Consider the following 15,084-nt stretch of genomic DNA (forward strand, 5'->3'; position numbering starts at 1 on the left):
TCACCTCAAGCATTACAGAATCGAGAAAGGAGCCACGACCATGAACTTGATGTCGTGTTCATCCTGAAAGGCGTTTTTAAAGCCGCCATCCCCCCAGGAGGCGTAGTCGGTGCGGTTGTCGTAGCGGGTGTAGTGCAGCTGAAAGCGCGTGCCCTCGGCCCAACCATTCTGAACCTTGTAGTGCACGTCAAAATTCCAAGCAGACTCGCTGAGGCGGCGTTCGGGATCCTCGAAACCTGAGTAGGGACGCGCACCCCAGCCATAGGCATGGGCGACGCCCAGCGACCAACCGGGCAAATGCCACCCCTCCAGGCCATAGGTAACACCGGCGTAGAGAGACTTCTCACCATCGTGGTTCCAGTCGGATCGAGCATCCCACCAGACATCCATGCGTCCGTTGGACGACGCATAGGGGGTAGTCATCCTCGGCAGGAAGAAACCCTGAGCACCCGGCGCATGCACCCAACTGAACTCGAGCCGCCAATCGAAGGCACCCCGTTCATAGTGAGCAGTAAGCACCTGTTGCCAGGCAGTGCCATCATAGACATCGTTGGCTGAGCCATCGTCATGACGGTCACTGGCGGCGTAGGCCTGGTAACTCAATCGCAGCGGGGCATCGTTTAGATGGGTGGCATAAGACACCTTGCCGAACCCTTGATCCATATAACCCTGGGCTTGCCCAAACGCTGCCTCGACCATCAAATCATCGGTGACCTCGTAGCGCGCGCCCAGCGAGTGCAGGTAGTCGATTGTCTCTCCGTCAGCTTGGCGGAACTCGTAGAAACGTTGGTACCAAGGGGCCTTGTAGCGATCGGCATGAAAATAGCTCAGCGACAGGCTACCGACCTGAGCGCCAAGCTCGCCTCCGCGATAAGTGCCCGGCAGGAAGGACCAGTTAGGGGCGATAACACTGGTACCTTGAGGCTGCAGATACCCCAGCCGCCCCCACATATCGCCAAACTTCAACTTGAGGGCAGCCCGGTAAAGGCTGGCACCATTCGTCTCCTTGCCGTCCCAGCGCTCCTCCCAGAGCGTACTCGCTGGGCGGAAATTAAACTCCGTACCCTGGTGGCGGTTCTGAAAGTCATAGGCGGCAAAGGCGGCTAGATCCAGTCCCACAACTCCCCCCGCATAACCACTTGAGAAGTCGACGGCCAGATTGGCGGTAGAGTGCTGCAGGTTGGAAGCGTAAGACCCTGGGCTGCCCTCACCATCGGGTCCCATGCCTCCCTGGCGACGATCACGGTCTCGGTAGATATAAAACAGAGTGGTCTGAAGACTGGCCTCTTCCATAAAGCCCTGTGGCTCACTTGCAGAGGACGTCAAAGGAACCAGAGATAAGGTGCCGATCATGGCTAGTTGACCGAAGCGACCTAAAGGTTGCCCTGTTTGGGGCGTAAATATGCTTGATATCAGCATGGCAGTACCCGCTTGTTGTTGATTTTTTATTGAGCTTTGCAGTGATATGCACGTTTTTAAGACGCGCGGGGGTCTGTGAGGCAGCGCAACGCTGCCCCATAAACAAGGATCTATGACGTAGAAATCTTGGCTAAGTCGCCACGGATATCCGTTACTCGGCAGCTGCCGAGTAACGGATGTCGCTTGGGAGCGTTAGGCTCTCAGTGAATGCGCGATAGCAGCCGCTTGAGCGCCGACGACCAGATGCCATGTATTACCGCTCAACGACTGGATGCCTCTACATCCCAGTTGCTCCAGTGCCTCACCATCAAGGCGGGAACCATCGGCTAGCTCAACACGCAGGCGTGTCTGGGCCTGGGCCTCCAGCCGTCGAACGTTGGCATCGCCACCTAAAGCAGCCATCCAGCGCTGGGCCACCTCGGCGGGCAGTGCAGTCGGTTGAGAAGGATTTATGGGGGGAGTCGTTCTATGGGCAGCGGAGTTGCCGGAATCAAGCGCCGCTCCCCCCTGCTTGAGCGCTTGTCGAATCTCATCTGCGACACCATCCGCAATGGGGCCCATCACCACCTGGAGACCACCACCTTGAAGACGCATGATCCCCCGAGAGCCCAACGACTTCAGGGCCGGCTCATCGATCGCCTCAGGATTCTCCAACACCAAGCGCAACCGAGTGGTGCAGGCACCCACGCTTTGCAGGTTGCTCGCCCCACCTAACGCTGTGACAAAAGCAGGGCCACGCTCGCCTAATGGCGTTGGGGCTGCTGCAGGTCCCGCACTTTCCGGCTCGCGACCTGGGGTCGGTAGATCAAAGCGGATAATGGCCCAGCGGAATACCGTGTAGTAAAGGGCGAAATAGGCGAGGCCCACAGGCAACATCAGCCAGCCATTGGTGGAGAGGCCATAAGAGAGTGCGAAGTCAAAAGCACCTGCGGAGAAGGTAAAGCCAAGCTTCACGTCCAGCCAATGCAGCAATGCCATGGAAACGCCCGTCAATACAGCATGTAAGCCGTAAAGCACCGGTGCCAGGAACATAAACGTGAATTCGATGGGCTCGGTGACACCGGTCAGGAAAGCCGTCAACGCCAGCGAAAGTAACAAGCCACCCACCTGGGCACGGCGTCCTTTTGGTGCTGCGTGGTACATCGCCAGCGCCGCTGCCGGTAAACCAAACATCATTACGGGGAAGAAACCGGTCATAAAGCGCCCTGCTGCGGGGTCGCCAGCAAAGAAGCGGTTTAAGTCGCCGTTGGCCACTACCCCAGAGGCTGTCTCGAAACTACCGAAGACAAACCACACCAAGCTATTAAGCACGTGGTGCAAGCCAGTGACGATCAATAAACGGTTGAGCATCCCATACACAAAGAGGCCCAGCTCACCCGCGTCGATCAGCCACTGACCGAGAGAATCGATACCGTGCTGAATGGGTGGCCAGACCACCCCGAAGGCAACTCCTAAGGCCACCGCGGCCAGGCCCGTGGCAATAGGTACAAAGCGCCGTCCGCCGAAAAAGGCCAAATACTCAGGTAGCTGAATCGCCTGATAGCGGTTATAGAGCAGACCTGCCACGCTGCCAATAATAATGCCCGCCAGCACCCCCATATTGATTTCGGGGTTAATCGCGGCAAGCACAGCATCCAGCACCAGGTAGCCGATCACCCCGGCCAGACCGGCGGCACCGTTATTGTCACTAGCGAAGCCCACTGCCAGGCCGATAGCAAAGATCAACGCTAGGTTTGCAAAGATCGCCTCACCGGCACTGGCGATAAAGGCGATATCCAATAGATCGGGCTGGCCCAAACGTAGCAACAGGCCAGCAATAGGCAGTACCGCGATGGGCAACATCAGGGAGCGACCGAGCTGCTGCAGTCCGCCCATCAGGCGGGAACCGAAGGTCGTGGAAGACATCTCAGCACCTCTCAAGGGTCGTTGTTGTTGTGATAGTTTCAGTCGGCTGGGCTAGCCACTCTCCAAGCCGCCCACGTACCGCACCTGCGCCGTCTAAGGCCAATAACACAGGCAGTTCGGCAGCCAGTGCAGTAACATCCAAGCGGCGCAGTGCCGCCTTCACCGCAGGCACACGAGCAGGTTCCACAGAGAGCTCATCGATTCCCAAAGCCACCAACAAGGGCGCGGCCAAGTCGTCACTAGCGGCTGCACCGCACACCCCCACCGGACAGTGCCCCTTCGCGCCCTCCACGGTGGTCTGAATAAGCCGTAGCACGGCAGGATGCAATACATCGGCTCTAGCGCTAAGAGCAGGATCCTCGCGATCCATCGCCAAGGTGTACTGAGTCAGGTCGTTGGTACCGATGGATAAGAAGTCCGCTTCCGTAGCCAGACTGTCTGCACAGAGCGCAGCACTAGGCACTTCGATCATGGCGCCGAGGCGAGGTCGTGAGTCGAGCCCCATTTCACTGGCCAGTGCTTCCAGGCGCTGGCGCACTTCGCGTAGTTCTCCAACCTCGCTGACCATGGGCAGCATGATATGCAGTGCTTCTAACGGTGTGACGCCGAGCAACGCCCGAAGCTGGGTTTCCAGCAGTTCAGGGTGGCTGGCCCACAAACGGGCACCCCGCACGCCCAGCGCCGGATTAGGCACTGACGGCAAGCGCAGATAAGGAAGCTGCTTATCCGCACCGATATCCAGAGTGCGAATAATCACCGGCTTACCACCTAAGGCCTCCAACGCGGCCTGATACTCGTCACGTTGGGTGGTCTCGCTGGGGGCACTGTCTCGCTCCAGAAAAAGAAATTCGCTGCGCAGTAACCCCACGCCATCGGCACCATTCGCCGCGGCTAGGCGCGCCTCCTCCGCGCTACCAACATTGGCGTAAACCCCAACCTTGCGACCATCGCGAGTGATGACTGTCTCGAAGGCCGCTGATCTTGCCGTCTCGGCATCACGGCGAGAGATGTCAATACGCTCTGTCACCTCGGCCCATTGGGTCGAACTTGGCGTCAGCACCAGTCGACCGTCCTCAGCATCTAGGATGACCCCTTCATCTGGGGCGTCGTTAACTGCCTTCATCAAGGCCGACCCCATGGCCACTAGACAGGGAATGCCTCGGGCGCGCGCCAGAATAGCCACATGTGACGTTGTGCCCCCGCCCGCGAGACAAAGCCCTGCAGGATGTAGGGCAGCAACGGCCACTAGCTCCGAAGGTGTCAGTTCCTCAGCGGCGACAATGGCCCCCTCAGGTAGCTCAGGGAGTACCGCTTGCTGGTCATCACTTAGCTCTGCCATCACACGGCGCTGCAAGTCGCGTAGATCAGCAACCCTGGCGGCAAGCAGCGTATTTCCGCTCACCGCAAGCTGTGCGGCTTCAGCCCCCAACGCCTCTCGCCAAGCATGACCAGCGCTATGCCCTTCGCCAATGAACTCCCCAGCTGCCGCCACTAAATCGGGGTCTTCCAGCCAAGCACCATGGGCAGCAAAGATTTCCGCCTCGGCGCTCTGTCCCTGACGCGTCGCTTGCGCTTCAGCTTGGGCTAGCGCCTCGCCAACTCGCAGCAGCGCCTCTTTCAAGCGAGCCGTCTCAACGGCTTCGCCCTCACCCATCAAGGGCACGGTGGGTAGCGGCAATTGATATGAGACAAGCGGGCCGATGGCTAAACCAGGGCTAGCCACTAAACCAGCCAGCTCACCCTTTTTAAGTGTCACTGCAGTTAACGTAGAGGATGGCGGCGCGCTGTGTTCCTCCACCTCGGGAGTGGTCAACAGCCGCTCGGCGGCGTCTAGCGCTGCCTCAGCTGCTTCTCCCTGGACAATCAGTGTTAACGCGGCGCCATCTGTCAGGCCCAGATTCATTAATGCGCTAAGGCTATCGGCACTAGCGCTGTTAACGTTGCCGGTTGATCGCTCATGCTGCACCGTCAGACTAACACTGTGCTCCCGAGCGATGGCGCGAAGGCGTGCGGCGGGACGGGCATGTAGCCCCGATGCTAGAGCCAGAATCACACGACGCTCAGCTAACGGCCCATCAGCACGCGTATCAGCAAGTTCAACGGCGGTGCGGGTTAGCACCAGTAAGGGTTCACCTAGTGACACCCGCTCACCCTCGCGGTGCTTCGGTGGCAGCAATTGCCAACCAGCCGCTTCGGTAATCACCAGCGGGGTAATCAGCGCACTTGCCCCCCGCGCTAACGCATCGGCATCGAATCGGCACATCGGGTCGCCAGCGCGCACCTGATCACCTACGGTGACCAAAGGCTCAATACCTTCCCCTTTTAACTCAACCGTATCCAAGCCAAGGTGAAGCAGTAACTCAACGCCTGCCTCGGTTTTCAGGGTGAATGCATGATGGGTACGAGCGCACTGCACCACGACACCGTCACAGGGGGCGTGCAGGCACTCGCCCAGCGGGTCAATCGCGATTCCCTCGCCCAGGGTTAAACCAGCGAAGACCGGGTCGGGCACCGCTGTTAGGGGTACCACAACCCCCGCCACAGGGGCCTGAAGGGTTATGGATTGATTAGAATCTGCCATGGGAAAGCTCCCAATATTGTTGTTATACGTTACAAGGTGCAGGTGATTTTATTGAGGTGCCGAGGACGATCTGGGTCGCTTCCTCGAGCCGCCGCAAGGCCAGCCACCATTTGGTAAAAACTCTGGATCACCGACAGTGGCTGCAGATCCTCATGACCAGCATCTACCAAGGTCAAATTGCGCTGTACGACGCTTTTGTCTGAGGCCAGCACGACTTGGGCACCGACACTCTTGAGCCATTCGGTTAACTCCAGCAAGCCAGCTTGCTCGGGTCCTGGTGGTGCGAATACCAACACTGGATAACCAGGACCGATCAACGCCATCGGGCCGTGGCGAACTTCAGCACCGCTAAAGGATTCAGCTTGAATGGCACAGGTTTCTTTAAACTTGAGTGCCGCTTCCTGAGCGACAGCAAGGCCCGCCCCACGACCAATCACCATCATCTTGTCGGCATGCAACAACGCCTCGATGGCGGGTGACCAGTCCGTCGCCAGAGCCTCGCTTAAACGCCCAGGCAGTTCATCCAGAGCGGTGAGCAACAGACGGTCCTCTTGCCAGTGACCGATGAGCTGCGCCATGGCAGAAAGCGTGGCCAGATAGCTTTTGGTGGCGGCCACACTGTTCTCTTCTCCGGCATAGAGAGGGATTTCACTATCACTGGCCGCGCCCAGGGGCGACTGCGGCGTATTGACTAACGCAATCGTTCGAGCCCCAGCGGCAGCCAGCGACTGCTGCGTAGCCACTAGGTCAGGGCTTTGTCCCGATTGGGAAACCGCCAATGCTAACTGCCCCGTTAGCCGCCAAGGCGCCTTAGCCAGCGTGGTCAGCGAAGGAGGCAGCGAAGCCACCGGAATGCCTTTACGCTTCATGCATTGGTAAGCAAAGTAGCTGGCAGCGTGGTCGGAACTGCCCCGCGCCACGGTAACCGCTGCGGCAGGCTCGGCAAGGCGCAAACGCTCACCTAGGGCAGCAAGCACCGGCGCATTACGCTGCAGCTGGCCGCGAATGCGTTCAGGGGCATTGCGGGTTTCTTCAAGCATTAGAGACATCGAGAGGCTCCTTGGACGTTTCCAGAGACTTGGCGACCTTCGAGATAGACCGCTTGGAGTTGAAGTTCGGGGTCAAGGACGACCAGATCCGCCAATGCGCCCTCTTGCAGGCGGCCGATATCATCGATCCCCAGGAAATCGGCGGGGAAACGTGACAGGCGATCCGAGGCATCCGCCAGGGTAAGGCCGAGACTGACAAAGTTACGTAACGCCTGATCCATGGTTAGCGTACTGCCTGCCAAGGTGCCGTCAGCCAAACGCACACCACCCAGACACTTAGTGACGGTCTGCTCACCCAGGCGGTAATCGCCGTCAGGCATGCCTGCTGCGGCAGTGGCATCGGTAACTGCGTAAAGGTTCGGGATACAGCGCAGGGCCGTGCGGATAGCCCCCGGATGCACATGTAAAAGATCGGGTATTAACTCGGCGTACTGCGCATGGGCGAGTGCTGCACCTACCATCCCAGGTTTACGGTGATGCAAGCCGGTCATGGCATTAAACAGGTGAGTAAACCCACAGGCTCCATGAGCCATCGCCTCAACGCCTTCTTCATAGCTGCCAAGCGTATGCCCTAACTGAACCCGCACGCCCCGCTCGCTAAGATGGCGAATTAACGCATAGTGCCCGGCTAACTCAGGAGCAAGTGTTAGCAAGCGGATGGGAGCCAAAGCACACAGCTCGTCCAGTTCCTCAATCACACCATTACGCGCATGGGGGGGCTGAGCCCCTAGCTTGCCGGGATTGATATAGGGACCTTCCAAATGAACGCCCAATACCCTGGCTGCGTCCGGATCCTGGGCTTCCATATAGTGGGTGATATCGCATAGCACCTGACGAATCTGGGCATCTGGTGCCGTCATGGTGGTAGCAAGCAATCGGGTGGTTCCAAAACGCACATGAGTGCGCGCTAAGGTGGCAAGTGCCTCGCCGCCCTCCATGGTGTCGGCGCCACCACCGCCATGCACATGCAAATCTATAAAACCGGGAATAATGCGCGAATGGTCGTTAGTGGCGGGGTCTACTGGGTCGCCATCAATGCGCCTGATACGCCCCTCTTCCCAATGAATCTCTCCTAGGCGCCAGCCCTCGGAGGTGAGGATATTGCCAAATCGCATACAACCTCCTAGCGGGTCAGTTCGACCATAAAGTCGTAGTAGTCTGTGCGGCAGTAGGTAATGGTGAGCTCCGCGGGGGTGCCATCAGAGAGATAGCCGAGTCGCGTCACTTTGAGTAGCGCCTGGCCTTCTGGCACCTCAGCGAGCGTCGCTAACTCTTCACCTGCGTTGATGGCAGTCACATGCTGTAAGGCACGTGCTATGCCTTTGCCACTGGCTTCCAGAACGGCATAAAGAGACGTGTCTACCGTGAGCGGATCGGGCAGTACCGAGACGGGTAGGCAACTTTCCTCTACCGCCATTACCACCCCATCGGCCAAGCGCAGGCGTTTGAGGCGCGCGACTTGGGCATCAGCCCCCAGACTAAGGCGCATGCTCTCTTCTGCACTGGGGTTGGCCAGTTTGCGCTCTAACCAATGAGAGCTCGGCGTAAAACCGCGCTGGGTCAGCAGCTCGGTAAAACTCGATAGCCGTGACAAGGACTGATTCAGACGGGGGGTAATAAAGGTGCCAGAACCACGGCTACGACGAATGAGCCCCAGCTCATCTAGTCGATCTAACGCCTTACGAGCAGTAATTCGAGAAACCGCTAAGCTCTCGGCCAAGTTGCGCTCAGAAGGCAACGCCTCGCCAGCTTGCCAAGCACCTGTATCAATAGCTTGTTCAAGCTGGCGCGCTAACTGCTGATAAAGCGGTGTAGCGCCCTGAGGGTCCAGGTGCAGCTGAGTAAAGCGTGGATCCATGAGTATCTCCCAGTAGACAGCATACCAATTAGATACCACTATAGACCCAATAAGATACCAATCAAATACCAATTAGCTACAACTATGGTTGAATAGTGGTGTCCGCTTTGCTCAAGAAGGCGATAACACGCTCACAAGAGTGCACGCAGACCGTTGATAGTTTGGGGCCAAAGCGAACTTCAGGGTGACCACGATTGGCGCGGCCTTTGGGAATCCGTATAGTGGCAGGCTACTCTCGCCAACTGATTGAACACATGCTGCAAAACAACTCATTGCTTGCCCAGCTCAAGCAACAGATCCGTGACACCACCCCACGCGCTGAAGGGGTGATTAAAGCCACCGAGAAAGGGTTCGGTTTTCTTGAAACCGATAGCGGTGAATCCTATTTTGTGCCGCCCCCCGCCATGAAGCAGGTACTGCACGGCGACCGCGTTGAGGCGGTGATTCATGAAAACGGCGATAAAAAGTCCGTTGAGCCTGAAAAGCTGATCGAAGCTGGGCTTGACCGCTTTGTTGCCCGTGTTCAGAAGCGCGAAGACCGTTTAGCCGTTGTGCCCGACCATCCGTCGATTCGCAACGTGCTAAAGGCGCGTATCAAGAACAACCTGGATGAAGCTACCATTGCTGATGGCGACTGGGTTGTCGCTCGACTGGTACGCCACCCGCTGAAAGAGAATGATCGCGGCTTTTTCGCACAAATTGACGAACTGGTGGCTAAGTCCGATGACCCCACCGTTCCGTGGCGCGTTACTCTAGCCCGCCATACGCTGGAACAGGAGTGCCCAGACGCAGGTACCGAATGGCCACTGCATGATGAGGGTTTGCCCCGTGAAGATCTCACCGCGCAGCCCTTCTTCACCATCGATGGCGAAAAAACCCGCGATATGGACGACGCGCTACACGTGGAAGCACTGGAAAGCGGCGGTTGGCGGCTGAGCGTTGCCATCGCTGACCCGACTGCCTACGTCGAAGAAGGTCACGCGGCCGATCTTGAAGCGCGTACCCGTGCTTTTACGGTTTACCTACCGGGCCAGAACGTAACGATGCTACCTGAACAGCTGGCGGACGACCTCTGCTCGCTATGGGAAGGTCAGGATCGCCCTGCTCTTGCCTGTTCACTGGACATTAATGCTGATGGCAGCCTGGGTGATTACCGTTTCTTTGCTGCTAACGTGAAATCCCACGCCAAACTGGCCTATGATCACGTTTCCGACTGGATTGAAGGTCAAGGTGACTGGGCTCCCGCCGACAATATCGCTGAGCAGCTGAAAGCACTGCGTGATTTGACTGAGGCACGGACCGCTTGGCGCAACGAGCATGCCCTGGTATTTAAAGATCGTCCGGACTACGTTTTCGACCTGGACGAGGCCGGCAACGTACTGGGCATTCGCACCGAAGATCGCCGCATCGCCAACCGCATGATTGAAGAGTCGATGATTGCCGCCAATGCTTGCTGTGCGGATTTCCTCGCCAAGCATATTGGCCACGGCATCTTTAATGTGCATCGCGCCTTTGAGCCTGAAAAAGCCGAATCTGCTCAAGAATTCTTGGCAACTCAGGAAATCGAGGTCGCCCAGGAAGCACTGACTGAGCTGGCTCATTACAAAGAGCTAAAGCGCGCCCTGGAAAGCCGTGATGATGCCTGGCTGGATGCGCGTCTGCGCCGCTTCCAAGGCTTTACCAGCATGTCAGCTCAACCTGGCCCGCACTTCGGCCTAGGTTTACCGGCTTACGCCACCTGGACGTCGCCTATTCGTAAGTATGGCGATATGGTAAATCACCGCTTGATTAAGCGCGTGCTTAAAGGTGAACAGGCTCCCGCGGAAGCCAGCCAGCAACTCACTGAGCAGCTCACTGAGCGTCGCCGCCTGAATCGTATGGCAGAGCGCGACGTAAAAGATTGGCTCTACGTACGCTACTTAACCCCAGCCGCTCAGAATCAAGACACCTTCGACGCGGAGATCATGGCGATCAACCGTGGCGGCATGCGGGTACGCCTGCTGGAAAACGGTGCCACCGCCTTTGTACCCGCCCCGCTGATGCACAGTGATCGAACCAAAGTGGTCATCGATGACAAAGAAGGTCGCATTCAGATTGAAGGCGAAGAGCGCTACAAGCTGGGCGACAGCCTGCGCGTTGCGCTAACAGAGGCCCGCGAAGAAACCCGTTCGCTGGTAGCAAAGCCGACGGCGTAAAACTTTCTATATAAACCACTTATAGAAACTTGCTAGAAAACCGGCTAGATAACTGGTTAGGTAAACAACAACGGCGCCTTACGAGCGCCGTTGTTGTTTTTGTGCGGCAGTCACTTACTACCTTTAGCTAGGCTGCTGATGCTGCATGAAAAAGCGCAGCATTTCCTGCGTGGCATCTGGGCCTTTAGGATCGGTATAGCTACCCTTCACGCTACCCCCGGACCAGGCGTGGCCTGCTCCGTGTACCTTCCACTGCTCCAGGCATGGCTTACCCGCCGCATCATGATGCGTGGTACGCGTGTAAGCATGGCCATTGGCGGCTTTTCCCTTCTCTACCGTTGGCTTGTTGGCACCGCCTGCGGGACGCGATGCACCGTACTGAGCGGCAACACGATCCGCGTTATTGGGGTGTACGGTCGTATCGCGGTCGCCATGAAAGATAATCACTGGCACCTCTGACGCCCACTCGACACCCGTCTTTTTACCACTGTTACCGAGCGGCCCTGTGCCACCTTGCATGGCGCCCAGTGCATCGGGAAGACTTTTTGCGACACCGTGGGGCAGCCCTGAGTGAACACCCACCGCTGCAAACAGATCCGGATAGGTCATCGCTAACGTCGTCGCCATGGCCGCACCCGCTGATAGCCCCGCCACATAAACTCGGCTCGCATCGAGCCCATGGGTGTCTATCACCTGGCGGGCCATGCCAGCCAGAATCGAAGGCTCTCCTCCTTCACGCTGCTGGTCTTCCGCTTTAAACCAATTCCAACATTTGGAGTTGTTAGCACTTACCGGCTGAGCTGGATAGAGTACGCAAAATTGCTGAGTTTCAGCCAATTGGTTCATGTTGGTTCCAGCCGCAAAGTCATCGGGATTCTGTGTGCAGCCGTGTAGCATAACCACCAGCGGCAATGCCTGCCCCTTATGGCCACTGGGGATATACAACTTGTAATCACGCGAGCCAGCATGGCTAGAAAACCGCCCAGCCGTAAACGCACCCGCGCGGGGTTTCCGGCCGTGACCATATGCAGACGAAGAGGCTCTCGATGTTGGCCTTGATTTCGATACAGAGCCATCTTCGTCGACAACCTCACAGGTTCCCTCAAAGATCTTGCCACCCTGGTAGGGCTTGACTGACGCTTCTTCCCCCTTCGACTCAGGTATGGCGCCCTGGAGAAGTGCCATGGCTTCATGCAACTTGCCTGCGCGCGTCAGTCGCGTCGCTTCTTCCATTCGCTTATTCATAGTGGCGCCGATCATGGTCAATACCCCAATTCCGCTATGCGGTGGTGAGTAATTCAGTGGATTCGGTCTGCCAGAGCGGCCTTCACCGCCTTACTGGCATGCAGAGCACCTAGCACCACAACCGACTCGATAGTGGCGCGAGCAAGCTCCGGCGTTACGTCGTCAGCAATGCTGGCCAACCCCAGAACTTGAATCTGCAGCTTCTCACCTGCCGACTGCAGCGCCTCCAAGTTCTCTCGGCTGTAATGTTCAAGCCCCAGTACGAACGACTTACGGGTTACGGTTTCCCTAACCACCTCGGCATGTGTCGCCAATTGGTTACGAATGGCCGTGCGAATCAGGTCGGTACGGTTTGAATAAAATCCCTCCTGGACCAACAGATCGATTTGCCCTAAATCGACTACCCCAAGGTTAATGGTGATTTTCTCACTGGAGTCACCGGACTTGCGGCGCAGTTCATGCACGCTCATGTGAAACCTCTCACGATTCTCATTGTTGAATATCGTTTCTGGAAAGCCAGACTATTAAAAAGGAATCCAACAGCCATCCAATAGCCATCCAATAGCCATCCAATAGCCATCCAATAGCCATCCATATGGATGGTATAATAAGCTTGTATGCGCAATAGTCAACAAGCGGACAAAACAAGACGCGGGGAATGAAAGCGAAATAGCGGGGTAACATTGGGCAGGCAAAAAAAAGAGCACCCGGAGGTGCTCTCTTCTAGCATGCATGGTTAAGCAAATGCTTACCAGCCAGTCACTTCTTTCAGTGCATCGCCGATCTCAGCCAGAGAACGCACGGTTTTAACACCGGCATCTTCCAGGGCAGCAAACTTCTCATCCGCAGTGCCTTTACCGCCAGAGATGATTGCGCCCGCATGGCCCATACGCTTGCCAGGAGGTGCAGTTACACCGGCAATGTAGGAAACCACAGGCTTAGAAACATTAGCTTTGATGTAAGCCGCTGCTTCTTCTTCAGCCGTACCACCGATTTCACCGATCATCACGATCGCTTCAGTTTTCGGGTCTTTCTCGAACATTTCTAGAATGTCGATGAAGTTAGAGCCCGGGATCGGGTCACCGCCGATGCCTACACAGGTAGACTGGCCGAAACCATGGTCAGTTGTCTGCTTGACGGCTTCGTAAGTCAGGGTGCCCGAACGCGACACGATACCGACTTTACCCGGCTGGTGAATGTGACCCGGCATGATGCCGATTTTACATTCGCCAGGCGTAATAACACCTGGGCAGTTCGGGCCGATCAGCTGCACGCCCAGCTCGTCGCATTTTACTTTTGCTTCGAGCATATCCAGTGTCGCGATACCTTCGGTGATGCACACGATCAGCTTGATACCCGCATTAGCGGCTTCAAGAATCGAGTCTTTACAGAACGGTGCCGGAACGTAGATCACGCTGGCTTCCGCACCGGTTTTCTCAACCGCTTCTTTCACGGTGTTGAAAACGGGTAGGCCCAGGTGCGTCTGGCCGCCTTTGCCCGGCGTAACACCACCGACCATTTGCGTGCCGTAGGCAATCGCCTGCTCGGAGTGGAACGTGCCCTGGCCACCGGTGAAACCTTGGCAGATGACCTTGGTGTTCTTATCGATCAGGATGCTCATTACTTGCCCTCCGCTGCTTTTACAACCTGCTGAGCCGCGTCGGTCAGACTGGTAGCAGCGATGATGTTCAGACCGCTAGACGCCAGTTTTTCAGCGCCCAATTCAGCGTTGTTACCTTCCAGGCGCACAACAACCGGAACGTTAACACCGACTTGTTCAACAGCACCGATGATACCTTCGGCAATCATGTCGCAACGAACGATACCACCGAAGATGTTCACCAGAACTGCTTTGACGTTGTCGTCAGACAGGATGATCTTGAACGCTTCTGCAACGCGCTCTTTGGTCGCGCCGCCGCCAACGTCCAGGAAGTTAGCAGGCTTGCCGCCGCTCAGGTTGACGATGTCCATGGTACCCATGGCCAGGCCAGCACCGTTAACCATGCAGCCGATGTTGCCATCAAGCGCTACATAGTTCAGTTCCCACTTCGCCGCATCGGCTTCACGCTGATCTTCCTGGGAAGGATCGCGCATCGCCTGAAGGTCTGGATGACGGTACAGCGCGTTGCTGTCGAGTCCCAGTTTTGCGTCGAGGCAGTGTAGGTTGCCTTCGTCGGTAATAACCAGCGGGTTAATTTCTAACAGTGCCAGATCTTTGTCATGGAACAGTTTAGAAAGACCCAGGAAAATCTTAGTGAACTGCTTAATCTGGTCGCCTTTTAGGCCCAGAGCAAATGCCAGTTCACGCGCTTGGTAGGGCTGTGCGCCAACCAGCGGATCGATTTCAGCTTTAAGAATCTTTTCCGGCGTCTCTTCAGCAACGGTCTCGATTTCTACACCGCCTTCGGTAGAGGCCATGAAGACCACGCGACGGGTAGTGCGGTCAACGACTGCGCCAAGATACAGCTCATCAGCGATATCAGTGCAGGTCTCAACCAAAATCTTAGCAACCGGCTGACCTTTTTCGTCAGTCTGGAAGGTGACTAGGTTCTTGCCTAACCACTGCTCGGCGAAGGCTTTCGCTTCGGCCGGATCTTTAATCAGCTTAACGCCGCCCGCTTTACCACGGCCACCAGCGTGAACCTGGGCTTTAACTACCCACATGTCGCCGCCGATCTTTTTGCACGCTTCTTCGGCTTCTTCGGGTGTGTCTACGGCAAAGCCTTTAGACACTGGTAGACCATAATCAGCAAACAGCTGTTTGCCTTGATACTCGTGAAGGTTCATCGATTCATGCCATTGGTTGCATGTGACTCGAACGATGACCCGCTT

Annotated in this window: 11 protein-coding genes; 1 reads left to right on the forward strand and 10 read right to left on the reverse strand. The window is 56.8% G+C overall.

All coding sequences use genetic code 11. From position 1 onward, the window contains the following. Positions 1-12 precede the first annotated feature (12 nt). The 6 genes from HZS79_RS07610 to HZS79_RS07635 all read right to left on the reverse strand — a co-directional run bounded on the left by HZS79_RS07610 (position 13) and on the right by HZS79_RS07635 (position 8,812). Complete coding sequence (locus tag HZS79_RS07610; protein ID WP_179927490.1) at positions 13-1,419, reverse strand: OprD family outer membrane porin; 1,407 nt, start codon at positions 1,417-1,419, stop codon at positions 13-15. A gap of 192 nt (positions 1,420-1,611) precedes the next feature. Continuing rightward, positions 1,612-3,324 carry an N-acetylglucosamine-specific PTS transporter subunit IIBC gene (gene nagE / locus HZS79_RS07615; protein ID WP_179927491.1) on the reverse strand — a complete coding sequence of 571 codons (1,713 nt, stop codon included), beginning with the start codon at positions 3,322-3,324 and terminating at the stop codon, positions 1,612-1,614. A gap of 1 nt (position 3,325) precedes the next feature. Next, positions 3,326-5,905 carry a phosphoenolpyruvate--protein phosphotransferase gene (gene ptsP, locus HZS79_RS07620; RefSeq protein WP_179927492.1) on the reverse strand — a complete coding sequence of 860 codons (2,580 nt, stop codon included), beginning with the start codon at positions 5,903-5,905 and terminating at the stop codon, positions 3,326-3,328. Positions 5,906-5,934: 29 nt separating this feature from the next. Continuing rightward, on the reverse strand, positions 5,935-6,954 hold the full coding sequence (locus HZS79_RS07625) for an SIS domain-containing protein (protein ID WP_179927493.1): 1,020 nt from the start codon (positions 6,952-6,954) through the stop codon (positions 5,935-5,937). Continuing rightward, a complete protein-coding gene (gene nagA / locus HZS79_RS07630; protein ID WP_179927494.1) occupies positions 6,945-8,069 on the reverse strand; it encodes an N-acetylglucosamine-6-phosphate deacetylase in 1,125 nt (374 codons plus the stop codon). The genes HZS79_RS07625 and nagA overlap by 10 nt, the downstream gene beginning before the upstream one ends. Before the next feature lie 8 nt (positions 8,070-8,077). Then, positions 8,078-8,812 carry a GntR family transcriptional regulator gene (locus tag HZS79_RS07635; RefSeq protein WP_162218602.1) on the reverse strand — a complete coding sequence of 245 codons (735 nt, stop codon included), beginning with the start codon at positions 8,810-8,812 and terminating at the stop codon, positions 8,078-8,080. 254 nt (positions 8,813-9,066) lie between these two features. On the opposite strand from HZS79_RS07635, the gene HZS79_RS07640 reads away from it, so the two are divergent. Further along, entirely contained in the window at positions 9,067-11,007 is a 1,941-nt protein-coding gene (locus HZS79_RS07640) for an exoribonuclease II (RefSeq protein WP_179927555.1), read from the forward strand. Between the two features lie 123 nt (positions 11,008-11,130). Here the strand turns inward: HZS79_RS07640 and HZS79_RS07645 are convergent, their stop codons facing one another. The 4 genes from HZS79_RS07645 to sucC all read right to left on the reverse strand — a co-directional run bounded on the left by HZS79_RS07645 (position 11,131) and on the right by sucC (position 15,039). Further along, positions 11,131-12,267: an extracellular catalytic domain type 1 short-chain-length polyhydroxyalkanoate depolymerase gene (locus HZS79_RS07645; RefSeq protein WP_179927495.1), complete on the reverse strand. Its 1,137-nt coding sequence runs from the start codon at positions 12,265-12,267 to the stop codon at positions 11,131-11,133. 38 nt (positions 12,268-12,305) lie between these two features. Further along, entirely contained in the window at positions 12,306-12,722 is a 417-nt protein-coding gene (locus HZS79_RS07650) for a ribbon-helix-helix domain-containing protein (protein WP_009722521.1), read from the reverse strand. Positions 12,723-13,000: 278 nt separating this feature from the next. Then, positions 13,001-13,873, reverse strand: a complete 873-nt coding sequence (gene sucD, locus HZS79_RS07655) for a succinate--CoA ligase subunit alpha (protein ID WP_162218605.1) — start codon at positions 13,871-13,873, stop codon at positions 13,001-13,003. After that, a complete protein-coding gene (gene sucC / locus HZS79_RS07660; protein WP_009722517.1) occupies positions 13,873-15,039 on the reverse strand; it encodes an ADP-forming succinate--CoA ligase subunit beta in 1,167 nt (388 codons plus the stop codon). The genes sucD and sucC overlap by 1 nt, the downstream gene beginning before the upstream one ends. Between the last annotated feature and the right edge of the window lie 45 nt (positions 15,040-15,084).

The organism is Vreelandella zhaodongensis (assembly GCF_013415115.1).
In the GTDB taxonomy this organism is placed as follows: Bacteria; Pseudomonadota; Gammaproteobacteria; order Pseudomonadales; family Halomonadaceae; genus Vreelandella; species Vreelandella zhaodongensis.

Excerpts from the sequence above, each read along its gene's own strand:
- ptsP (WP_179927492.1), bottom strand. The coding sequence starts at position 5,905 with ATGGCAGATTCTAATCAATCCATAACCCTTCAGGCCCCTGTGGCGGGG.
- nagE (WP_179927491.1), bottom strand. The coding sequence starts at position 3,324 with ATGTCTTCCACGACCTTCGGTTCCCGCCTGATGGGCGGACTGCAGCAG.
- nagA (WP_179927494.1), bottom strand. The coding sequence starts at position 8,069 with ATGCGATTTGGCAATATCCTCACCTCCGAGGGCTGGCGCCTAGGAGAG.
- HZS79_RS07625 (WP_179927493.1), bottom strand. The coding sequence starts at position 6,954 with ATGTCTCTAATGCTTGAAGAAACCCGCAATGCCCCTGAACGCATTCGC.
- HZS79_RS07610 (WP_179927490.1), bottom strand. The coding sequence starts at position 1,419 with ATGCTGATATCAAGCATATTTACGCCCCAAACAGGGCAACCTTTAGGT.
- sucD (WP_162218605.1), bottom strand. The coding sequence starts at position 13,873 with ATGAGCATCCTGATCGATAAGAACACCAAGGTCATCTGCCAAGGTTTC.
- HZS79_RS07645 (WP_179927495.1), bottom strand. The coding sequence starts at position 12,267 with ATGATCGGCGCCACTATGAATAAGCGAATGGAAGAAGCGACGCGACTG.
- HZS79_RS07635 (WP_162218602.1), bottom strand. The coding sequence starts at position 8,812 with ATGGATCCACGCTTTACTCAGCTGCACCTGGACCCTCAGGGCGCTACA.
- sucC (WP_009722517.1), bottom strand. The coding sequence starts at position 15,039 with ATGAACCTTCACGAGTATCAAGGCAAACAGCTGTTTGCTGATTATGGT.
- HZS79_RS07640 (WP_179927555.1), top strand. The coding sequence starts at position 9,067 with ATGCTGCAAAACAACTCATTGCTTGCCCAGCTCAAGCAACAGATCCGT.
- HZS79_RS07650 (WP_009722521.1), bottom strand. The coding sequence starts at position 12,722 with ATGAGCGTGCATGAACTGCGCCGCAAGTCCGGTGACTCCAGTGAGAAA.